Source organism: Enterococcus sp. DIV2379, from assembly GCF_050542965.1.
In the GTDB taxonomy this organism is placed as follows: Bacteria; Bacillota; Bacilli; order Lactobacillales; family Enterococcaceae; genus Enterococcus_D; species Enterococcus_D entomosocium.
In genome coordinates this window covers 1,930,125-1,950,762 of record NZ_CP172938.1, presented here as the reverse complement: position 1 = coordinate 1,950,762, position 20,638 = coordinate 1,930,125, and the positions used below count along the sequence as shown (strand labels likewise).

Genomic DNA, 20,638 nt, shown 5'->3' with positions numbered 1-20,638 from the left:
AAAGTCACCGCTTTGGCTTTTTCTTATGAATTTGCGAAACGTATTTTTCTAGAGCGAATTATATGCTAAAATACGAGAGACGCAAGAATAGAGTGGAGGGAAGCCAATGGCAGACAAAAGAGATTATTATGAGGTCTTAGGTCTACAAAAAGGGGCTTCGGATGACGAAATCAAAAAAGCTTATCGTAAGCTTTCAAAACAATATCATCCAGACATCAATAAAGAACCTGATGCAGAAGCAAAGTTTAAAGAGATTTCTGAGGCCTATGAAATATTAAGTGATTCCCAAAAAAGAGCTGCTTATGACCAGTATGGTCATGCTGGTACCGATCCGAACTACGGAGGCGGTTATGGCGGTGGATTCGGCGGCTTTAACAGTGGCGGATTCTCCGGTGGCGGTTTTGGTGGATTTGAAGACATTTTCGAATCGTTTTTTGGTGGTGGAGGCGGCAGAGCAGCCAATCCTAATGCACCTCGACAAGGAGCAGACTTGCAATATGCGGTTGATCTTTCCTTTGAAGAAGCGATTTTCGGAGTGGAAAAAACTGTTCAATACAATCGTGAAGAAACCTGTCATACCTGCGGCGGGAACGGGGCAAAACCAGGTACTTCACCAGAAACCTGTCATAAATGTCATGGTGCAGGTACTATCAATGTTGAACGTCAAACACCGCTTGGTCGTGTAATGAGCCGTCAAACCTGTGATGTTTGTCATGGAACTGGGAAAGAAATCAAAGAACCATGTACAACCTGTCATGGTACTGGCCATGAAAAGAAAAAACATAATGTAAAAGTCAACGTGCCTGCAGGTGTCGAAGATGGACAACAAATGCGTTTATCTGGCCAAGGGGAAGCTGGAACCAATGGTGGTCCTTATGGGGACCTATACGTTGTTTTCCGTGTGGAAGAAAGTGATATTTTTGATCGTGACGGTTCAGAGATTTATTACGAGTTGCCGTTGAACTTTGTCCAAGCAGCTTTAGGAGATGAGGTCAATGTGCCAACCGTTCACGGGAATGTGAAGTTAAAAATCCCAGCTGGGACCCAAACAGGTACGAACTTCCGCTTACGCGGTAAAGGAGCACCTCGCTTACGGGGAGGAGGCAATGGCGATCAACAAGTCAAAGTGAAGCTGATCACACCTAAGAACTTAAATGAGGAACAAAAAGAAGCATTGCGGGCTTATGCAAAAGCTAGTGGTCATGAAACCACCGAACAACAACCAGAAGGGTTTTTTGATAAAATGAAAGATGCTTTTGGTGGGAAAAAGAAATAACAAGTAAATAATCCAATTCATGCCCTTATAAAACCATCAGTTTTATAAGGGCATGAGTGTTTGTATGGCTATAAATGTGCAGTATGTGCGAGAATCGAATCTTCTTGGCCATCTTTTTTTCTTTTCCTTTGAAATCGCTTGCTTAGTGTGTCACAATAAAAGTAGACCAATTGAAGGAGGAGATACAATGGAAAGAATATTTGCGAGTCCGTCACGATACGTTCAAGGAAAAGGAGTATTGAAGGATGGTTTATCTCACATTAAAGATCTAGGAAAGAAAGTGCTGCTTTTGACCGATGAAACAGTTTGGAAAATTGCCGGGGAAGATTTATTTGAAAATCTCAAAGCGGCTGATTTAGGTCCGGTAAAAGAAATTTTTGGTGGAGAAGCTTCTGCAAATGAAATCGATCGTATCGTCTCTAAAGCCAAAAGCGAATCCATTGAAGTAATTGCTGCATTAGGTGGCGGGAAAGCCATCGATACTGGGAAAGCTGTTGCGGATGAATTAAACATACCGATTGCTGTTTTGCCAACGATCGCTTCTACTGATGCACCAACTTCGGCACTTTCTGTTATTTATACAGATGAAGGTCGCTTTGAAAAATATCGTTTTTACAACAAAAACCCTGAACTTGTCTTAGTGGATACAGCCGTTATTGCGAAAGCGCCTGCCAAATTACTTGCAGCGGGTATTGCGGATGCACTAGCAACCTATGTCGAAGCACGCGCCGTTGCCCGAAGCCATAGTAAGAATATGGTGGGTGGTATTCAACCAATTGCCGGCATGGCAATCGCTGAAAAATGCGAAGAGATTCTTTTTGAGAATGCACTGAAAGCCTATCAAGCAAATAAAAAACAAGTCGTTACCGAAGCTTTTGAACAAATCGTGGAAGCCAACACTCTGTTAAGTGGTTTAGGCTTTGAAAGTGCTGGTTTGGCAGCAGCTCATGCGATCCATAATGGCTTGACAGCCCTTGAAGGAGACGTCCATGATTTGACTCATGGGGAGAAAGTTGCTTACGGGACACTTACACAATTGATGCTGGAAAACGCGGATCCTGATGAAATTGACCAATATATTGAGTTGTATCAGGCGTTGGAATTACCAACGACATTAGCTGAAATGCATCTTTCTGATGTTAGCGATGCAGAGCTTATGAAAGTCGGTAAACAAGCAACCATCGAAGGGGAGACGATTCACAATATGCCGTTCACGGTATCCGCAGAAGATGTTGTAGCCGCGATCAAAGCCGTGGATGCCTATGTGACTGCTTATTATCCTCTTTAATGTTATTTTATAAACGTTCATTGATCGATACTTGTTGATTAAAAAAAATATTTGACAAAAAAAAAGAGTCGTGCTATTTTGATAACAAGCAAATTAAAGGAGGGAACAAGACATGACGAACTTCAACACACAAACTACCTGTTGTTGTTGTATGGTGCAAAAAGCAGCATACCCATTTGTCATGCCTATTATTAGTTCCTTTGTCGCAGCAGATCGCTGATTTTTTTAGTGATTCGCTTCTATCCGGATAAGACGACATTTTTTTTGGGTACTGATGTAATAGTCAGTACCCCTTTTTGTTTGCTTTTTTTTACCGCTTTCAATGGCGACGGCTGATGATTGCAAGCCAAAATAGGTATATGAAGCTTACAAGTTTTGCCTAAAAATCTGAATAAGGAGTCAAACGATGATCGTTAAAAATGTAAAAGAATTGATAGGGCATACCCCGCTCTTTGAATTTGATGCCGCAGCTTTAGGCGGAAAAAAGGGAAGTAAAATCTATGCGAAACTTGAATATTTAAATCCTGGTGGCAGCATTAAGGACCGCTTAGGAAAGTACTTGATCGATGAGGCATTTCGTGAGCGTACAATCAATCATGAGACAACAGTAATTGAACCGACAGCCGGAAATACCGGGATTGGCTTAGCTATTGCCGGGATCGAGCATGGACTAAAAATGATTTTTGTTATTCCAGAGAAATTCAGCATTGAAAAGCAGCAATTGATTGAGGCATTAGGCGCAACTATCGTTCATACACCAACGGAAGCTGGCATTCAAGGGGCAATCGAAAAAGCAAAGGAATTAGCAAAAGGACAGCCGAATAGTTTTATGCCATTGCAGTTTCATAATCAGAACAATCCTGCAGCCTATCAAGCAACATTGGGGCCTGAGATCTATCAGGAATTACATGGAAAAATTGACAGCTTTGTTGCAGGCGCTGGCAGTGGTGGTACTTTTGCGGGTGTCGCGACGTACTTAAAGAAGCAAAAATCAAGCACTCGTCTTGCTGTTGTTGAACCGGAAGGATCAATCTTGAACGGCGGTCCTGCCCATGGCCACGAGATTGAAGGGATCGGTGTTGAGTTCATTCCACAATTTTTTGACGATTTGCTTATTGATAACATTTATACGATAAGTGATGCCGAAGGCTTTGCCTTTACTCGTTACTTGGCAAGAAACTATGGTCTGCTTGTTGGAAGTTCAAGTGGAGCCGTGATGGCAGCAGCAGTAAAAGAAAGCCTCGAATTACCAACCGGAAGCTCGATCGCCACAGTCTTTCCCGATGGTGGCGACCGCTATCTATCAAAAAAGATTTATGCTGGCCAATCAGCAATCACACCATTCATAGGAGGAACAAACAATGCATTTTAATACAAAAGTAATTCACGGCGGTATCAGCGAAGACGAACTCACCGGTGCAGTCAGTGTGCCAATCTACCAAACATCTACCTATCGGCAAAATGCTCTTGGTCAGCCAAAGCAATATGAATACAGTCGTTCAGGCAACCCAACTCGTTTTGCCTTAGAAGAATTGATTGCAGATCTTGAAGAAGGCGCTCAAGGGTTTGCTTTTGCCTCTGGATTAGCAGCCACCCATGCGATCTTCACGCTTTTTCAGACAGGAGATCATGTCATTTTAGGAGATGACGTTTATGGTGGGACATTTCGTTTGCTTCATCAAGTATTAGAAAAAAGCGGGTTGACTTATTCACTTGTCAAAACCGATGATTTAGTTGCTATTGAAACAGCAATTCTTCCGGAGACCAAAGCGATTTTTCTGGAAACACCGACGAATCCGCTGTTAAAAATCACGGATATCAAATCGGTTGCGAGACTAGCTGCCCAGCACGATCTCTTGACGATCGTGGATAATACCTTTGCGACGCCATATTTTCAAAAGCCGCTACAATTAGGCGCAGATATTGTGATTCACAGTGCTACCAAGTATCTCGGTGGACACAGTGATGTAGTAGCTGGATTAGCGGTTGCCAAAGAGCCGCTAATCGCCGAAAGAATTGCCTTTTTACAAAACGCTATTGGCGGTGTATTGGGGCCTCATGATAGCTGGTTGATCCAACGAAGCATCAAAACACTTGCTTTGCGGATGAAAGCACATCAAAACAATGCGATGAAAATTGCCCACTACTTACAAGCACATCAAGCTGTTGCAAAGGTCTATTATCCAGGATTGATTGACCATGAAGGTCATGAGATCGCCAAATCACAGATGTCTGGGTATAGCGGTATGATATCTTTTGAACTAAACGATGAATCGAAAACAGCAGAATTTGTTGAATCATTAAAGATTTTTACTTTAGCAGAAAGCTTAGGTGGCGTGGAAAGCTTGGTAGAAGTGCCAGCCGTGATGACCCATGCCTCGATCCCTAAAGAAATCCTCCAGCAATCAGGGATCAAAGATGGCCTGATTCGGTTGTCGGTTGGCATCGAAGACAGTGAGGATCTTCTGGCGGATTTAGAACAAGCGTTTGAAAAGGCAGGTAGCTAGTGATGGGCAGAGAGTTTATTCCAATTTTTTCTGACTGGGCAGCTGAGTACGATGAAACAGTTGCAGGTAAGGATGAAGAATATCGAGCGGTTTTTTTCAAATATGAACAGTTACTAGCTGAAATTGCTGAAAAGGCAGGGCGGTCTGTGGTAGAATTTGGTAGTGGAACTGGAAATCTAACACAAGCTCTACTTACTCAAGGAAAAAACGTGCTGGCAATCGAGCCATCGCCAGAGATGCGGCGGATCGCCAAGTCAAAACCCAGTCTTTCTAAAGTGACTTTTGTAGATGGTGATATGGAGGTTTTTCCTGAAATCACGGATGTAATCGATACGATCGTTTCTACCTATGTTTTTCATCATCTTACGGAGGACGAAAAACAACGGGCAATCGGCAAATATGCGGCGATGCTGCCAAAAGGCGGGAAAGTGCTTTTTGGGGATACGATGTTTCTTTCCCTAGCCCGAAAAATGGAGCTAATCGATGAAGCGCGGCAAGCTGGACACCAGCGACTAGCCGCTGATCTGCAACGGGAGTACTATCCAGTTACTGCGGATATCGAACGATATTTTCGCCAACATGGGTTTACCAGTCGTTTTAAGCAAATCAATGAGTATGTTTGGCTTGTGGAAGCACAAAAAGAGTAGGAGAGAAGTACAATGAAAATGAATGTTGAAAGCTTTAATTTGGATCATACGAAAGTCAAAGCACCTTATGTACGGGTTGCCGATAAAAAACAAGGAACAAATGATACCATCATCAAATATGATGTTCGTTTGAAGCAGCCGAACCAAGCACATATGGATATGGCAAGTCTGCATTCTTTAGAACATTTGACGGCAGAGTTGATTCGTAATCATGCAGATTATATCGTGGATTGGTCACCCATGGGATGCCAAACCGGCTTCTATCTGACTGTCTTGAATCATGACGATTATGAAGAGATTTTGACAGTCCTAGAAAAAACCATGAAGGATGTTTTGCAAGCAACTGAAGTACCTGCCAGCAATGAAGTGCAATGCGGTTGGGCGGCGAACCATACCTTAGAAGGTGCGCAAAAATTAGCGCAAGAATTTCTTGATGAACGTGACAATTGGTCGACCGTTTTTGCCTAAACAAAATAGAAGTAGAAAAAAGGTGCCTGCGTTTGTATTCGCGGACGCTTTTTTTGTTAATCCCGCAAAGAGAGGGGGATTAACTATTTTTCGTTTATGGTTCTACCGCTTGGACGGTGATGCCGACTCCATTCGGATTGTAGGTATGACTAATGTAAAACTCAAATCCTTCATGAACAAAGAAAAGTCTCCGAATGGCGCTAACGTCCCTGATGTGAGCATCTAAACCATACTGTACGATCAATGTCTCTTTGATCTCCTCAACATCAGCCTCTTTCTCGAATTGTGAGAAATCAATACCGAAAAATTCTGGGACATCAACCAATGTGATTTTCGCTAATCTTTCATTACCAGAATCATCAAAGTCAAAATCAAATCTGATTTTGGACAGTTTGTCCCGTGAACCTAAAGGCACTCTTTTTGTCTCGAGAGCGCTGCTATCAACCATCATTGATAACAAATCAATGGCTGAATCAGGTAAGCGAGTGGTTACTTTTCTTACTTCATCAACCATTGCTCCTTGATCGGGAGAAAAAACTTTTCTAGTCTCTTCTGTGACGATCACATTTTCGCGGCGCCGCTTTCGGTTGATGGCACTGCGCTCTTGGTTTACCCGATCACTACGTTTGATGAGATCGAGGCCAAGATCGCTGATGGACTCAGGGGAAGGTCTTTCTTCCAGTAAAGCAGTTAAGTAATCGATCTCTAAAAACTGCTCGTAGGCAGCTGCCGGCTGGTTTTCGCTGTAGAAGAGGGCAGCGCCAAGCAAAAAACAACTGATACCCAAAGAAAGCAAAAGGCTTCTTCTGCTATGCTCCCGGATTTTTTTTCTAAGTCGACTCAGTTTCATTTGATCCTTCAACTCCCAAGTTTTTTAGATGACTTCTGATAAAAGTGGTGATTGAATTTCATCCTGCGTTTTACCAATATCAGTCACGTGAGATCGCTTAATGGATTACTCAATTTCTGATTCAGAAAACTGATCATGCCAGGCCACATCAGAAACGGTTCGGTTAATAAGAGTGACAATGATTGCTTCACCATCGGAATTGATCCAGGCATTGGATTCCACACCTACGACTGCTAGTCGCCAAGAAGGAAGGCCACCCATGGTTTCAAGAACTTGATCGCAAGACATTCCTATTTGCAGTTGATGGAGCAAGTCTTTGTTGACTGTTCGATTCCACCGTCGCGGCAGCCCGATCTGCAATTGTTCACAATACGAAAATTGAGGGGCAGCTGTTTCGGTACTGCTCTGAGCTTGTACAACGTCATCAGAAGAAGGAGTTGTTTCTGATGCGGGTTCTGATGCATGGTTCTCAGTTCTGGAAGAAGAAGCTCTGGTTTCTGAATAAGCTGACAAAGTTTGAGAAGACGACGTTGCTTCTGGTGAAAAACTGCTTTTGGTGTTGTCATCCATGATTTCGTCAATCAAGGTACAGCCAGTGAGAAAGAGGGAGAGTATCATTAGTGGGAAAAATAAAATGATGGTTTTCATAAGATAGGTTCCTCCAAAATGATTTTCTTGGCCTTCCTTTGTTATTTTAATGTTGGTTTTTTATTAGGAAAACCCCGTCATTTGCTATAAAATAAAAAAGAAAAATGTTTGTATACCTATTTTGGTTTGGAGGGAGTGTTGTTTAATAAGTGTAACATGTTGCTTCTGATCTGGCTACTTGATTTCAAATGTCCTTTCATGGTTTTAGTAAAATTAGTATCTGCAGCTTACGATGGTGAAAAGGAAATGTTATAATAGATTTAACTACTCAATAAAAACTTGCTATTTTAAAGGTGAACCCTGTATACTCTTACCAGATCAACAGGAACCAGCATACCGGTTGCTAAGAATTTATGTAAGGATTCATAACAAGGAGAGGAGGGAATGAAGATGAGCATCTTAAAGCAGTGGCAAGCAAAACATCAAGCGAAAAAAGAAGCGAAAAAACAAGCGTTACGTTTAAAAAATGCGCAACTTCGTGCAGCAGGGAAAGAGCCATTGAAGGGTTGGGGAAAGATGGTTGATACTGGCGTCGGAGGGGCGAACAAAGCCAACCCTATCGATACAAAAGTATTTTTAGGTGAAAATCAAAAGCGGATTTCAGAAGAAACCAAACGAAAAAATCAATAAAAAAAAAGACCTCTGCAACAGTCCGAGAAAAGAGCTGTTGCAGAGGATTTTTTTAGATATTCAATACTTTGTCTAAGAAATCTTTCGTACGATCGTGCTTAGGGTTGGAAAAGATTTGCTCAGGTGTACCGTCTTCCAAGAAATTACCGCCATCAATAAACATCACACGGTTTGCTACTTCTTTGGCAAAGCCCATCTCATGAGTAACGATTACCATGGTCATTCCTTGTTTTGCCAAATCCTTCATAACATTGAGTACATCTCCAACCATTTCTGGATCGAGGGCGGAGGTTGGTTCATCGAACAACATCACATCGGGATTCATTGCTAAGGCTCTAGCGATTGCCACCCGTTGTTTTTGTCCTCCAGACAGATTGTCCGGGTACATGTCTTTTTTATCTGCCAGACCTACCGTCTCTAATAAACGAATCGCGTTTTGTTCCGCTTCTTGCCGAGAAGCATTTTTTAGATCCATTGGAGCTAAAATAATATTTTCTAAAACCGACAAGTGAGGGAAGAGATTGAAATGCTGAAACACCATGCCGATATGTTGACGAACAGCATTGATATTGGTGTTTTTATCCATCAGATGTGCGCCGTCAACGATAATATCGCCGCTGGTTGGTTCTTCTAAGCGGTTCAAACAGCGTAAGAACGTCGATTTCCCAGATCCTGAAGGGCCGATCACACAAACGACTTCTCCTTCAGCGATTGAAACATTGATATTGTTCAATACGGTATTGTCGCCGTATTTTTTTACAAGATTTTCAACTAAGATTTTTTCTTTCATGCTATTTCACCTTCTTTTCTAAAACTTTTGCAAGTTTCGTTAAAGCTGTGATCACGACTAAGTAAATAATCGCGATGATCAAGTAGACATAGGTACTTTGTGTGGTTCGTGCAACGATGATTTTCCCAGTTTGCAATAATTCTACGACTCCAATAACCGAGATGATCGTTGTATCTTTCAACGAGATAACGAATTGGTTAACGAAAGATGGAATCATGATTTTGATCGCTTGCGGTAAAATGATTTTCTGCATTGTCCGAGTGTAGGTCATCCCCAAACTACGAGAGGCTTCCATCTGACCTTTTGGCACCGCGTTGATCCCACCACGGACGATCTCAGCGATATAGGCACTGGCATTTAAGGTCAATGTAATGACCCCAGCAGCAAAGTCCGGAATCGTGATACCAATCGCATCGGAGAGGCCGAAGAAGATGAAGAAAGCCAATACCATCATAGGAATACCACGAATGATGTCAACATAGATCCCTGCAAAAACCCGCAATGCTTTGATTGGAGCAACACTAAATAGTCCAAAAATGATTCCGATCACTAATGCTAAGGCAAAAGAAATCAATGCTAGTAAAAGGGTATTCCATAATCCTTTTAACAAGACGTTATAGTTGTTGCTGATCAAACCAGTGATCGTTGATTCATCCACTCGTTTTTCTGTGGCAGAGCCATCTTCAATGTATTTATTGATGATTTGATCGTACTCCCCAGTCCGTTTCATTTCTTTCAATGCTTCATTGAACATTTGGATCAGTTCAGGATTTTGGCCTTTTTTCACCGCAAAACCGTACTGACCACCAGATTCTTTTTCAATCGGTGTCACTAGTTTTTGTCCTTGGCTGATGGCATAACCAATCACTGGATAATCATCCATCATGGCATCAATTTGTCCGCCGTTAACAGCCGCATATAATTGATCGGCAGCATCATAATATTTGATCGAATAGCCATATTTCTCTTCGTTGGCGATCAAGAAGTCTGCACTTTCTGTCCCAACTTTTGCACCGACGGTTTTTCCATCTAAATCTTCATAGGATTTGATGGAATCATTGCCTTCTTTTACAGCAATCTGAATACCACTTTCAAAGTAAGAATCAGAAAAGTCATAGGATTGACGACGCTCATCAGTGATTGTCATCCCAGCGATCATCCCATCTGCTTGGTTACCATCCAACGCTTGCAAAGCTCCGGAAAAACCGATGAAATTGAATTCGATGTTGAACCCTTGCAATTCTGCCGCCCGGTTCATTAAATCAACATCGATCCCTACGTACTCATTGTCTTCATTTTGGAATTCAAATGGAGCGAAGGCTGAGTCACTGGCAATTCGGTAAACATCTTTCTTTGGTTCGACTTTCACCATTTCACTAGTGCCTGCATCTGTATCAGACGTTGTGATGTAAGTATTGACGATTTCGTCGTATTTGCCGGAAGCTTTCATATTGGCTAAACCAGCGTTGAATTTTTCAAGGAGTTCTTGATTTTGGCCTTTTCTGACGGCAAATCCGTAAGAAGCGCCTTTTTCAGGTTCGCCGACAAGCTTCATTGGTTCGCCATTGTTGATAGCATAGCCAAGCACTGGATAATCATCAAAAGCGGCTGTCACAGTACCATTGCGTACAGCGCCATATAGTCCAGTAGCGTCATCATATAATTTGATGTCGTAGCCATATTGGTCTTTATTGCTTTCTAGAAAGCGGGCACTTTCGGTACCAACCTTTGCACCGACCGTTTCGCCTTCAAGATCCTCGTAGCTAGTAATACTGTCATTGTCAGCAGCTACTGCCATTTGAATCCCACTATCGAAATAAGGATCAGAGAAATCAAAGGTTTCTTTACGTTCATCTGTGATACTCATCCCAGCGATCATGCCATCTAACTGATTTGATTGCACGCCTTGAATGGAGGCGTCAAAACCTAAAGGACGTAAATCAACTGCAAAACCTTGATCTTCTGCGATCGCATTTAATAAATCTATATCGATCCCAACGTATTCATTATTTTCATTTTGGAATTCGAAAGGAGCAAATGTTAAATCTGTTCCTATCTTATACGTAGTTTCCTCCGCACTTGCTGACTTTACTGAGAGCGTAAAAATGCTGATAATCAGCGCGATTAAAGCGAAGGACATGTGTTTTCTTTTCAAGAAAATTCCCCCTTTAGATATAACGTATTTATAGATTATATGGATTTTTTCTTCAACACACAAGTCTTTCTCTTTAAAAATATGACAAAATCATTTAAACCTCACATTAGATGTTAGAAAATCAAACATGTTAAGTTATGCTTAATCGCATGAAACTTTCATAGCAAATGATGGCGAAAGTATGTTCGCTATGATATACTTATTTATGGAAAAGCGGCAGCGAGTTTTTCTTTTTTTGTTGTCGTTTAGAATAATCGAGGGGGAATGAAGATGATCGAAAGAACAACTTCCCATGAATTTGACTTAGTATCAAAATATCAACCAGCTGGGGATCAACCAGAAGCGATCCATCAATTGGTTGACGGGGTGGTCGGTGGAAAAAAAGCACAGATTTTGTTGGGAGCCACTGGGACCGGTAAGACTTATACGATTTCTAATCTAATCAAGGAAGTCAATAAACCGACATTGATCATTGCCCATAATAAAACATTGGCTGGACAATTATATGGCGAGTTTAAGGATTTCTTTCCAAATAATGCAGTCGAGTATTTTGTCAGTTACTATGATTACTATCAACCAGAAGCGTATGTTCCTTCCAGTGATACATACATCGAAAAAGACTCCAGTGTCAACGATGAAATCGATAAGCTCCGTCACTCGGCGACAAGTTCTTTATTAGAGAGAAACGATGTGATTGTTGTAGCTTCTGTCTCTTGTATTTTCGGTTTAGGTTCGCCGATCGAGTATGCAAGACAAGTTGTTTCTTTACGAGTAGGGATGGAAAAGTCTCGGGATCAACTATTAAAAGAATTGATCGAGATCCAATTTGAACGAAACGACATCGATTTTCAACGGGGGCGTTTTCGCGTGCGCGGCGATGTTGTGGAGATTTTCCCAGCTTCTCGTGATGAGCGAGCGTTGCGCATTGAGTTTTTTGGCGATGAAATCGATCGGATTCGTGAAGTTGATGCCTTGACGGGCGAGATCATGAGTGACACCGAACATGTGTCGATCTTTCCGGCAACCCACTTTGTGACCAATGAAGACCATATGGAACATGCGATCGCTTCAATCCAAAGTGAACTCGATGAACGACTGAAAGTTTTGCGAGCAGAAAATAAGCTGCTGGAAGCACAGCGTTTAGAGCAGCGAACCAACTATGATATTGAGATGATGCGAGAAATGGGGTATACCTCAGGAATCGAAAACTACTCTCGCCACATGGATGGACGAAAAGAAGGCGAACCGCCTTATACGTTATTGGATTTCTTCCCAGATGATTTTCTATTAGTAATCGACGAATCACACGTAACGATGCCCCAAGTTCGTGGGATGTATAATGGTGACCGTGCTAGAAAACAAATGTTAGTGGATTATGGCTTCCGTTTGCCTTCTGCACTGGACAACCGTCCGTTACGCTTGGAAGAATTTGAGAAACATGTCAATCAAATCGTCTATGTGTCAGCAACACCTGGCCCCTATGAATACGATCAAACCGATACCGTCGTTCAACAAATCATTCGACCAACTGGTCTGTTAGATCCGGTGATCGAAGTACGACCGATCATGGGTCAAATTGACGACCTCGTGGGAGAAATCAATGAGCGCGTCGAGCGAAATGAACGGGTCTTTGTGACGACCTTGACGAAAAAAATGTCTGAAGATTTGACGGATTACTTCAAAGAATTAGGGATCAAAGTCAAATACTTGCACAGTGACATCAAAACATTGGAACGAACAGAGATCATTCGAGACCTGCGCCTCGGTGAATTTGATGTACTGGTCGGAATCAACTTACTGCGAGAAGGGTTAGACGTGCCGGAAGTTTCTCTGGTTGCGATTCTTGATGCCGATAAGGAAGGCTTCCTGCGCAGCGAACGCTCATTAGTCCAAACCATTGGACGGGCAGCTCGAAACTCTGAAGGAAAAGTAATCATGTACGCTGATAAAATGACTGATTCGATGCAGCGAGCGATCGATGAAACGGCGCGACGCCGAAGTATCCAAGAAGCCTACAACGAAGAACATGGGATCGTACCGAAAACCATTATTAAAGAAATTCGCGATCTGATCGCGATCACAAAAGTGGCAGAAGAGACCGGTGAATACACCACGACTTCTTATGAAGAACTGAGTCGTGAGGAAAAAGCAACCTTGTTGTTGAAGCTAGAAAAAGAGATGAAAGATGCTGCGAAAGCATTGGATTTTGAAACGGCTGCTACCTTAAGAGATACTATTCTTGAGCTAAAAGCTGCTGATTAGAAGGAGAAACACTATGGCAAATGATAAAATCGTGATCCATGGGGCACGGGCCCATAATTTAAAAAATATCGATGTGACGATTCCCAGAGACCAACTCGTTGTTGTTACTGGTCTTTCGGGTTCAGGGAAAAGTTCCTTAGCTTTTGATACGTTGTATGCCGAAGGACAACGCCGATATGTAGAAAGTCTATCGGCGTATGCCCGTCAGTTTTTAGGTCAAATGGATAAACCAGACGTAGATAGCATTGATGGACTTAGTCCAGCGATTTCTATCGATCAAAAAACCACCAGCAAGAACCCGCGATCAACAGTAGGGACGGTTACTGAAATCAATGATTATCTGCGGCTTCTTTACGCTAGAATCGGTCACCCGATTTGTCCAAATGATCACATCGAGATCACTAGTCAGTCGGTTGAGCAGATGGTGGATGAAGTTTTGGCATTACCAGAACGCACCAAGATCCAATTGTTGGCACCGATCGTTTACCAAAAGAAAGGGCAGCACAAAAAAGTCTTCGAACGTATCCAAAGAGAAGGCTATGTAAGGATGCGCGTAGACGGTGAAGTCTATGATGTTTCTGAAGCGCCTGAATTAGAAAAAAATAAAAAGCACGATATTGCCATCATCATCGACCGGATTGTTGTGAAGGAAGGCATACGTTCACGCCTGTTTGATTCTTTTGAAGCGGCATTACGGTTAGCGGACGGCTATGCGGTAGTCGATGTGATCGGCCAAAAAGAAATGCTCTTCAGTGAACATTATTCTTGTCCTTATTGCGGTTTTACGGTTGGAGAATTAGAACCACGCCTCTTTTCATTCAACGCGCCTTTTGGTGCTTGTCCAGACTGTGATGGTCTTGGCGTGAAGCTAGAAGTCGATGTCGACTTAGTGATTCCCGATCAAAGCAAAACGTTGCGTGAAGGCGCACTATTGCCATGGAATCCAATCAGTTCACAATATTATCCGCAAATGCTGGAACAAGCCTGTCAAGAATTCAATATCGATATGGACACACCATTTGAAGAATTGCCAGAAGAACACAGAGATATTATCTTGAATGGTTCGAATGGGGAGATGTTCCATTTCCATTATGAGAATGATTTTGGTGGGGTGCGTGATGTTGAGGTCGCTTTTGAAGGGATCTTACCAAATATCAAACGCCGTTATCATGAAACCAACTCTGATTTTACCCGTGATCAAATGCGTTTGTACATGACAGAGTTGACTTGTAAAACCTGTCATGGCTATCGCTTGAACCCTCAAGCGCTGTGCGTGCAAGTCAATGGGAAGCATATTGGTGAAATGAGTGAGATGGCGATCAACAATGCCTTGAACTTTGTCGAAGAATTGAAACTAACGGAACAAGAGCAAATGATTGCACGTCCGATCGTGAAAGAAGTCGATGATCGTTTAAGCTTCTTAAAAAATGTCGGATTGGACTATTTGACCTTGAGTCGTGCGTCAGGCACACTCTCTGGTGGGGAAGCGCAACGAATTCGCTTGGCAACACAAATCGGCTCCAATCTGTCTGGGGTGCTTTACATTCTTGATGAGCCATCGATCGGTCTTCACCAACGAGACAATGATCGCTTGCTAGATTCATTGCGGAAAATGCGTGATCTCGGGAATACCCTGATTGTCGTTGAGCATGACGAAGACACGATGCGGGCAGCAGACTACTTGATCGATGTCGGTCCGGGTGCAGGACATGCAGGTGGCGAGATCGTCGCTGCAGGCACTCCCGATGAAGTCGCTGCCAATGAGTCTTCTTTAACAGGTCAATACTTATCTGGAAAACGAGAAATCCCAACACCGACGGAACGCCGCAAAGGCAATGGTGAAAAGATTCGTGTGACCGGTGCCTCCGAGAATAACTTGAAAAACATTTCGGTCGATTTTCCATTAGGAAAGTTCGTCGCAGTTACAGGGGTCTCTGGCTCTGGTAAATCAACATTAGTCAATGAAATTTTGAAAAAAGCCTTGGCGCAAAAAATCAATCGGAATTCGAACAAACCTGGCCGCTTTAAAACCATTACTGGTTATGAAGCTATTGAGAAATTGATCGATATCGATCAGAGCCCGATTGGTCGGACACCTCGAAGCAATCCGGCAACGTATACCAGTGTCTTTGATGACATTCGTGATTTATTTGCTAAAACCAATGAGGCGAAAGTCCGTGGTTATAAAAAAGGCCGCTTTAGTTTTAATGTAAAAGGTGGACGCTGTGAAGCATGTAAAGGGGACGGAATCATCAAGATCGAGATGCACTTCTTACCTGATGTCTACGTACCTTGTGAGGTTTGTCATGGCAAACGTTATAACTCAGAAACGTTAGAAGTTCATTACAAAGGAAAAAACATTTCGGAAATCTTAGATATGACCGTGGAAGATGCAGTGAAATTTTTCCAACATATTCCCAAAATCCATCGAAAATTGCAAACGATCGTCGATGTCGGTTTAGGTTATGTCACTATGGGACAACCAGCGACTACTTTGTCTGGTGGGGAAGCGCAACGGATGAAGCTTGCCAGTGAACTGCACAAAAATTCCAATGGCAAGAGTTTTTATATCTTAGATGAACCGACGACTGGTCTGCATACGGATGATATTGCCCGTTTGTTGAAAGTTTTGGAACGATTTGTCGACGCTGGCAACACCGTTTTAGTGATCGAACACAACTTGGATGTCATCAAATCAGCGGACCATGTGATTGACCTAGGTCCAGAAGGTGGCGAAGGCGGCGGCACGATCATTGCAACTGGTACACCAGAAGAAATTGCTGCGGTTTCAGACAGCTACACCGGTCATTATTTGAAAAAAGTCCTTTAAGCAGATGAAAAAGCACTCACTTTTTCACTTGTCTGTCAATAGGTTTCGCTAAAGTTTAAGGAAGCGTGAAATATCTGCAAATTTCATGATAAGGGCTTGAAATCAAAATTTTATTTGATAGAATAGCAATAGGTATACGTATATTCGCATTGAATAAACTGCCTATAAGTTCTATCCGTTCAAAGTGGGAGAAAGCAATCAAAGATAGATACTTTGATTGCTTTTTTCTTTGTGGTATTATAATGCTATTGTAATCAAACGAAACGAGAGAGGTCGTTTTTCGTATTCAAAAGAGAGAGTGATTTTTGATGAGTCAGGAAAATTTTCTTCCCATATTATTAGGAAGCGATATGAATGTTTATGGTATGGCCAGAGCGTTCCACGAAGCATATGGTATTCAATCAGTTGCCTATGCAGGCGCCGAACTTGCACCAACCCGCTTTAGTAAAATTGTAAAAATCAATCAAGTGGAAGGTTTTGACCATGATCCCGGATTCACTGAGACGTTGATCAAGTTAGGAAAAAATACTTACAATGATCCTGCAATGAAATATTTGTTGATTCCTTGCGGCGATGGTTATGCGGAACTGTTGGCGAAGCATAAAGAAGAATTGGCGCCCTATTATACCTTTATCGCTAACGATTATTCTTTACTAAAACGGTTGATCAACAAAGTCAGCTTTTACGAAGTCTGCGAGGAATATGGCTTGCCTTATCCTAAGACCTTCATTTTAACGCCTGAACTGTTGACGGAAGGAACGTTCAAAGGAGAGCTGCCTTTTGATTTTCCTGTGGCATTGAAACCGGCAAATAGTGTAGCATGGTTGTCAGTTGATTTTGAAGGACGCAAAAAAGCCTTTATTATTGATAATCGAATAGAATTTGAAGAAATCGTTTCTCGCATTTATCAAGCGGGTTATCAATATGAAATGATCGTCCAAGATTTTATTCCCGGTGATGACAGCAACATGCGGGTTTTAAATGCCTATGTTGATGAGAATCACGAAGTTCGCGTGATGGGCTTAGGTCATCCTTTACTAGAAGACCCAACCCCTGGAGCTGTTGGGAATTACGTAGTGATTATTCCAGACGAAAATGATCAAATTTATCAAATGATCCGTAAGTTTTTAAAAGAGATCGAGTATGTTGGATTTGCCAATTTTGACTTGAAATATGATGCGCGAGACGGGCAATATAAACTATTTGAAATCAACTTGCGTCAAGGAAGAAGCAGTTTCTTTATTACCTTAAGCGGATTGAATTTGGCAAAGTTTATCACTGAAGATTTAGTCTTCGAAAAACCTTATACAGAAACGGTTTATGGCAAAGCTGACGCGCCAGAAGCGAAATTATGGCTAGGGGTACCAAAAAACATCTTCTTGACTTATGCAAAAGAAAATCCTGCGAAAGAACGAGCAAAAAAATTATTAGCAGAAAATCGCTGGGGAACGACCGTCTTTTATAAAGAAGACTTATCGCTGAAGCGTTGGATTCTATTAAAGAGAATGTTCCATCTGTACAACAAACGATTCAAAACGTATTTCCATACGAAAGAAGGCTAGAAGATGGAGAATTTTTTTAGTATTTTAGGCGGCATGGGAACGTTAGCGACGGAAAGTTTCGTCCGCATTTTAAACCGACGGACACAGACCCATAAAGACCAAGATTACTTGAACTATGTTTTATTCAATCATGCGACAGTACCGGATCGGACGGCATATATTTTAGACAACACGTTAGAAAACCCTGTTCCATATTTAATGGACGACATCGAAAAACAAAATTTGTTAAAGCCAAATTTTATTGTGTTGACTTGTAACACCGCCCATTATTTTTTTGATGAGCTGCAAGCTGCCACTGAGATCGAGATTTTGCATATGCCTCGTGAGGCTGCGAAAGTCGTTTTTGAAAAAGGCGTCACTGGAAAAGTGGCCTTTCTTGGGACAGAAGGCAGTGTCAAAGCCGGCATCTATGAGAAAGAATTGCGGAAGTTCGGACTTGACGTCTATCTTCCAGAGCCGACGATCCAAAAAAAGGTCAATACATTGATCTATGATCGAATCAAAGAAAATGATCATTTGGATCAAGAACTTTACTTTGAGATACTGGAAGAAGTCACCGAACGTATCGGCTGTGAAAGCGTAGTGCTTGGATGTACTGAGTTGTCCTTGATGGATGAATTTGTGACTGATAATCCGTATCCAGTCGTCGATGCCCAATCCATTTTAGTTGATCGGACGATCGAAAAAGCATTGGCAAATCGCCAAGCAATCTAAAGCTGATAGCGACGTTAGCGGCATTTTTTGAGCTAACGTCTTTTTTTATGCCGGTGTTCCAATGATACGCCCGGCATGATATAATAGAGTTGTTTCAGAAAGGAGTTTTACCTATGACTGAAGTGGATCATTTAGAATTGGTCATTATTACTGGGATGAGCGGAGCCGGCAAAACGGTCGCGATCCAGAGTTTTGAAGATATGGGGTACTTTTGTATCGACAATATGCCCCCAAGCTTGATCCCTAAATTTTGGGAACTGATCAAAGAATCAGGAAAAGTGACAAAAATTGCCTTAGTTGTCGATCTGCGTTCAAGATCGTTTTTTGAAGAAATCCAAAGTATGCTGATCGATATTGAAAACACGAATTTTATCGACACACGGATGCTCTTTTTAGATGCATCGGACAATGAATTGGTGTCAAGATACAAAGAAACGAGAAGAGCACATCCATTAGCGATGGATGGCTTAGTTACGGAAGGCATTCGCAAAGAGCGAGCGATCTTAAACGATTTGAAGACGCGTGCCAGTATTGTTATCGACACAACGTTGTTGACCCCACGGCAACTGAGAGAAAAAATCAATCAAGAATTTCGTGCTTCTCATGAGACAGGGTTTCGTATTGAAATACTTTCGTTTGGCTTCAAGTATGGCTTGCCGATCGATGCTGATATCGTGATGGATGTTCGTTTCTTACCGAATCCCCATTACATTCCAGAGTTGCGTCCTTTAACGGGTAAAGATGAACCCGTGTATGATTACGTCATGTCTTTTCCAGAAACGGAAGAATTCTATCAGCAATTTAGTACACTGTTGCAAACGATCATGCCAGGCTATGTCAAGGAAGGCAAAAGCAGCTTGACGGTGGCTATCGGCTGTACTGGGGGTCAACACCGTTCGGTTGCATTATCGGAGCGCATCGGTGCGGTTTTGGCAGAAGACTATCGCGTCAATATTACTCATCGCGACAAAGATAAGCGCAAAGAGACGGTGAATCGTTCATGAAAATGAAAACGTACCGGATCAGAAAGCCGAAGATCGTTGTGGTAGGTGGCGGAACTGGGTTACCAGTCATCCTGAAGAGCTTGCGGAATCAAGGTGTCGACATCACAGCGATCGTTACGGTCGCTGATGATGGCGGTAGCAGCGGCGAGATCCGCAATTTGGTTTCCTCTATTTCACCACCGGGGGATCTGCGCAATGTTCTGGCGGCTCTATCTGATATGCCGCAATTATATAATGATATTTTTCAATACCGTTTTAAAGCGGAAGACAAATTTTTAGCCAATCATGCCCTTGGGAACTTGATTATTGCGGCGATTGCTGAAATGCGTAGCAGTACCTATGAAGCCATTCAAATTTTGTCGAAAATCATGCATATCGATGGACGAGTATATCCTTCCTCAGATCTGCCATTGGTGTTGCACGCTGTTTTTAAAGACGGCACCGAAGCGGTAGGAGAGTCCAAAATCGCGGTTGATCGCAAAACGATCGAACGGGTCTTTGTTCGTAATCAAGAAAATAATGATGAGCCGAAAGCAGCTCGTAAAGTTGTTTCTTCAATTATGGAGGCAGATATGATCGTCTTGGGTCCTGGTAGTCTCTTTACTAGTATTTTGCCAAATCTCATGATCAGCGAGATCGGCCAAGCAATGTTGGAAACACAAGCTGAAACGGTTTATATTTGTAATATCATGACCCAAAAAGGTGAAACCGAACACTTTAGTGATGCCGACCATGTGCGAGTCTTGCATAAGCATTTAGGCAAACCCTTTATTGATACGGTGTTAGTCAACACCGAGAAAGTTCCAGAAGGATATATGGACCCAGAGATTTATGATGAATATCTTGTACAAGTGAAACACGATTTCCAAGGACTGCGAGAAGAAGCCAGCCGTGTCATTTCAGCTGACTTTCTGGAGCTTAGAGATGGCGGAGTTTTTCATGACGGAGATAAAGTGATTGAAGAACTTCTACGTATCGTTTACGGGGCCAAAATCTAAGAAAGGAGG

At 42.3% G+C, this 20,638-nt stretch carries 17 protein-coding genes; 13 read left to right on the top strand and 4 right to left on the bottom strand.

The window, feature by feature from the left end; all coding sequences use genetic code 11:
• Window positions 1-106 precede the first annotated feature (106 nt).
• The 6 genes from dnaJ to IGI92_RS08995 all read left to right on the top strand — a co-directional run bounded on the left by dnaJ (window position 107) and on the right by IGI92_RS08995 (window position 6,186).
• Window positions 107-1,276 carry a molecular chaperone DnaJ gene (gene dnaJ, locus IGI92_RS09020; protein ID WP_005235650.1) on the top strand — a complete coding sequence of 390 codons (1,170 nt, stop codon included), beginning with the start codon at window positions 107-109 and terminating at the stop codon, window positions 1,274-1,276.
• A gap of 187 nt (window positions 1,277-1,463) precedes the next feature.
• Complete coding sequence (locus tag IGI92_RS09015; RefSeq protein ID WP_008382170.1) at window positions 1,464-2,564, top strand: glycerol dehydrogenase; 1,101 nt, start codon at window positions 1,464-1,466, stop codon at window positions 2,562-2,564.
• 406 nt (window positions 2,565-2,970) lie between these two features.
• Complete coding sequence (locus tag IGI92_RS09010; protein WP_005235659.1) at window positions 2,971-3,936, top strand: PLP-dependent cysteine synthase family protein; 966 nt, start codon at window positions 2,971-2,973, stop codon at window positions 3,934-3,936.
• Window positions 3,926-5,071 carry a cystathionine gamma-synthase gene (locus tag IGI92_RS09005; RefSeq protein ID WP_301389333.1) on the top strand — a complete coding sequence of 382 codons (1,146 nt, stop codon included), beginning with the start codon at window positions 3,926-3,928 and terminating at the stop codon, window positions 5,069-5,071. The genes IGI92_RS09010 and IGI92_RS09005 overlap by 11 nt, the downstream gene beginning before the upstream one ends.
• Before the next feature lie 2 nt (window positions 5,072-5,073).
• Complete coding sequence (locus IGI92_RS09000) at window positions 5,074-5,718, top strand: class I SAM-dependent methyltransferase (protein ID WP_005235661.1); 645 nt, start codon at window positions 5,074-5,076, stop codon at window positions 5,716-5,718.
• 12 nt (window positions 5,719-5,730) lie between these two features.
• Complete coding sequence (locus IGI92_RS08995) at window positions 5,731-6,186, top strand: S-ribosylhomocysteine lyase (RefSeq protein WP_008382180.1); 456 nt, start codon at window positions 5,731-5,733, stop codon at window positions 6,184-6,186.
• 94 nt (window positions 6,187-6,280) lie between these two features.
• Here the strand turns inward: IGI92_RS08995 and IGI92_RS08990 are convergent, their stop codons facing one another.
• Window positions 6,281-7,036, bottom strand: a complete 756-nt coding sequence (locus IGI92_RS08990) for a Tat pathway signal sequence domain protein (RefSeq protein WP_086299386.1) — start codon at window positions 7,034-7,036, stop codon at window positions 6,281-6,283.
• 105 nt (window positions 7,037-7,141) lie between these two features.
• Complete coding sequence (locus tag IGI92_RS08985) at window positions 7,142-7,684, bottom strand: hypothetical protein (RefSeq protein ID WP_086299387.1); 543 nt, start codon at window positions 7,682-7,684, stop codon at window positions 7,142-7,144.
• Window positions 7,685-8,074: 390 nt separating this feature from the next.
• On the opposite strand from IGI92_RS08985, the gene IGI92_RS08980 reads away from it, so the two are divergent.
• Window positions 8,075-8,314 carry a hypothetical protein gene (locus tag IGI92_RS08980; protein WP_008382185.1) on the top strand — a complete coding sequence of 80 codons (240 nt, stop codon included), beginning with the start codon at window positions 8,075-8,077 and terminating at the stop codon, window positions 8,312-8,314.
• 52 nt (window positions 8,315-8,366) lie between these two features.
• Here IGI92_RS08980 and IGI92_RS08975 read toward each other — a convergent pair whose 3' ends face one another.
• Both IGI92_RS08975 and IGI92_RS08970 read right to left on the bottom strand, forming a co-directional pair.
• Window positions 8,367-9,104: an amino acid ABC transporter ATP-binding protein gene (locus tag IGI92_RS08975; RefSeq protein WP_005235668.1), complete on the bottom strand. Its 738-nt coding sequence runs from the start codon at window positions 9,102-9,104 to the stop codon at window positions 8,367-8,369.
• Between the two features lies 1 nt (window position 9,105).
• The gene (locus tag IGI92_RS08970) at window positions 9,106-11,259 is read right to left on the bottom strand and encodes an amino acid ABC transporter substrate-binding protein/permease (RefSeq protein ID WP_430606788.1); all 2,154 of its coding nucleotides are present in this window, start codon (window positions 11,257-11,259) and stop codon (window positions 9,106-9,108) included.
• 270 nt (window positions 11,260-11,529) lie between these two features.
• Here IGI92_RS08970 and uvrB point away from each other — a divergent pair, with 270 nt between their 5' ends.
• From uvrB to IGI92_RS08940, 6 genes are all read left to right on the top strand, one after another.
• Window positions 11,530-13,521 (top strand): excinuclease ABC subunit UvrB, encoded by a 1,992-nt coding sequence (uvrB, locus tag IGI92_RS08965; protein ID WP_008382187.1) that lies wholly within the window; start codon window positions 11,530-11,532, stop codon window positions 13,519-13,521.
• A gap of 13 nt (window positions 13,522-13,534) precedes the next feature.
• Window positions 13,535-16,351, top strand: a complete 2,817-nt coding sequence (gene uvrA / locus IGI92_RS08960) for an excinuclease ABC subunit UvrA (protein ID WP_301389334.1) — start codon at window positions 13,535-13,537, stop codon at window positions 16,349-16,351.
• A gap of 308 nt (window positions 16,352-16,659) precedes the next feature.
• On the top strand, window positions 16,660-17,913 hold the full coding sequence (locus tag IGI92_RS08955) for a hypothetical protein (RefSeq protein WP_016611874.1): 1,254 nt from the start codon (window positions 16,660-16,662) through the stop codon (window positions 17,911-17,913).
• Window positions 17,914-17,916: 3 nt separating this feature from the next.
• On the top strand, window positions 17,917-18,627 hold the full coding sequence (locus IGI92_RS08950) for an amino acid racemase (protein WP_005225951.1): 711 nt from the start codon (window positions 17,917-17,919) through the stop codon (window positions 18,625-18,627).
• Window positions 18,628-18,740: 113 nt separating this feature from the next.
• Window positions 18,741-19,631 (top strand): RNase adapter RapZ, encoded by an 891-nt coding sequence (rapZ, locus tag IGI92_RS08945; RefSeq protein WP_301389335.1) that lies wholly within the window; start codon window positions 18,741-18,743, stop codon window positions 19,629-19,631.
• Window positions 19,628-20,629 (top strand): gluconeogenesis factor YvcK family protein, encoded by a 1,002-nt coding sequence (locus IGI92_RS08940; protein WP_008382192.1) that lies wholly within the window; start codon window positions 19,628-19,630, stop codon window positions 20,627-20,629. The genes rapZ and IGI92_RS08940 overlap by 4 nt, the downstream gene beginning before the upstream one ends.
• Window positions 20,630-20,638: the final 9 nt, after the last annotated feature.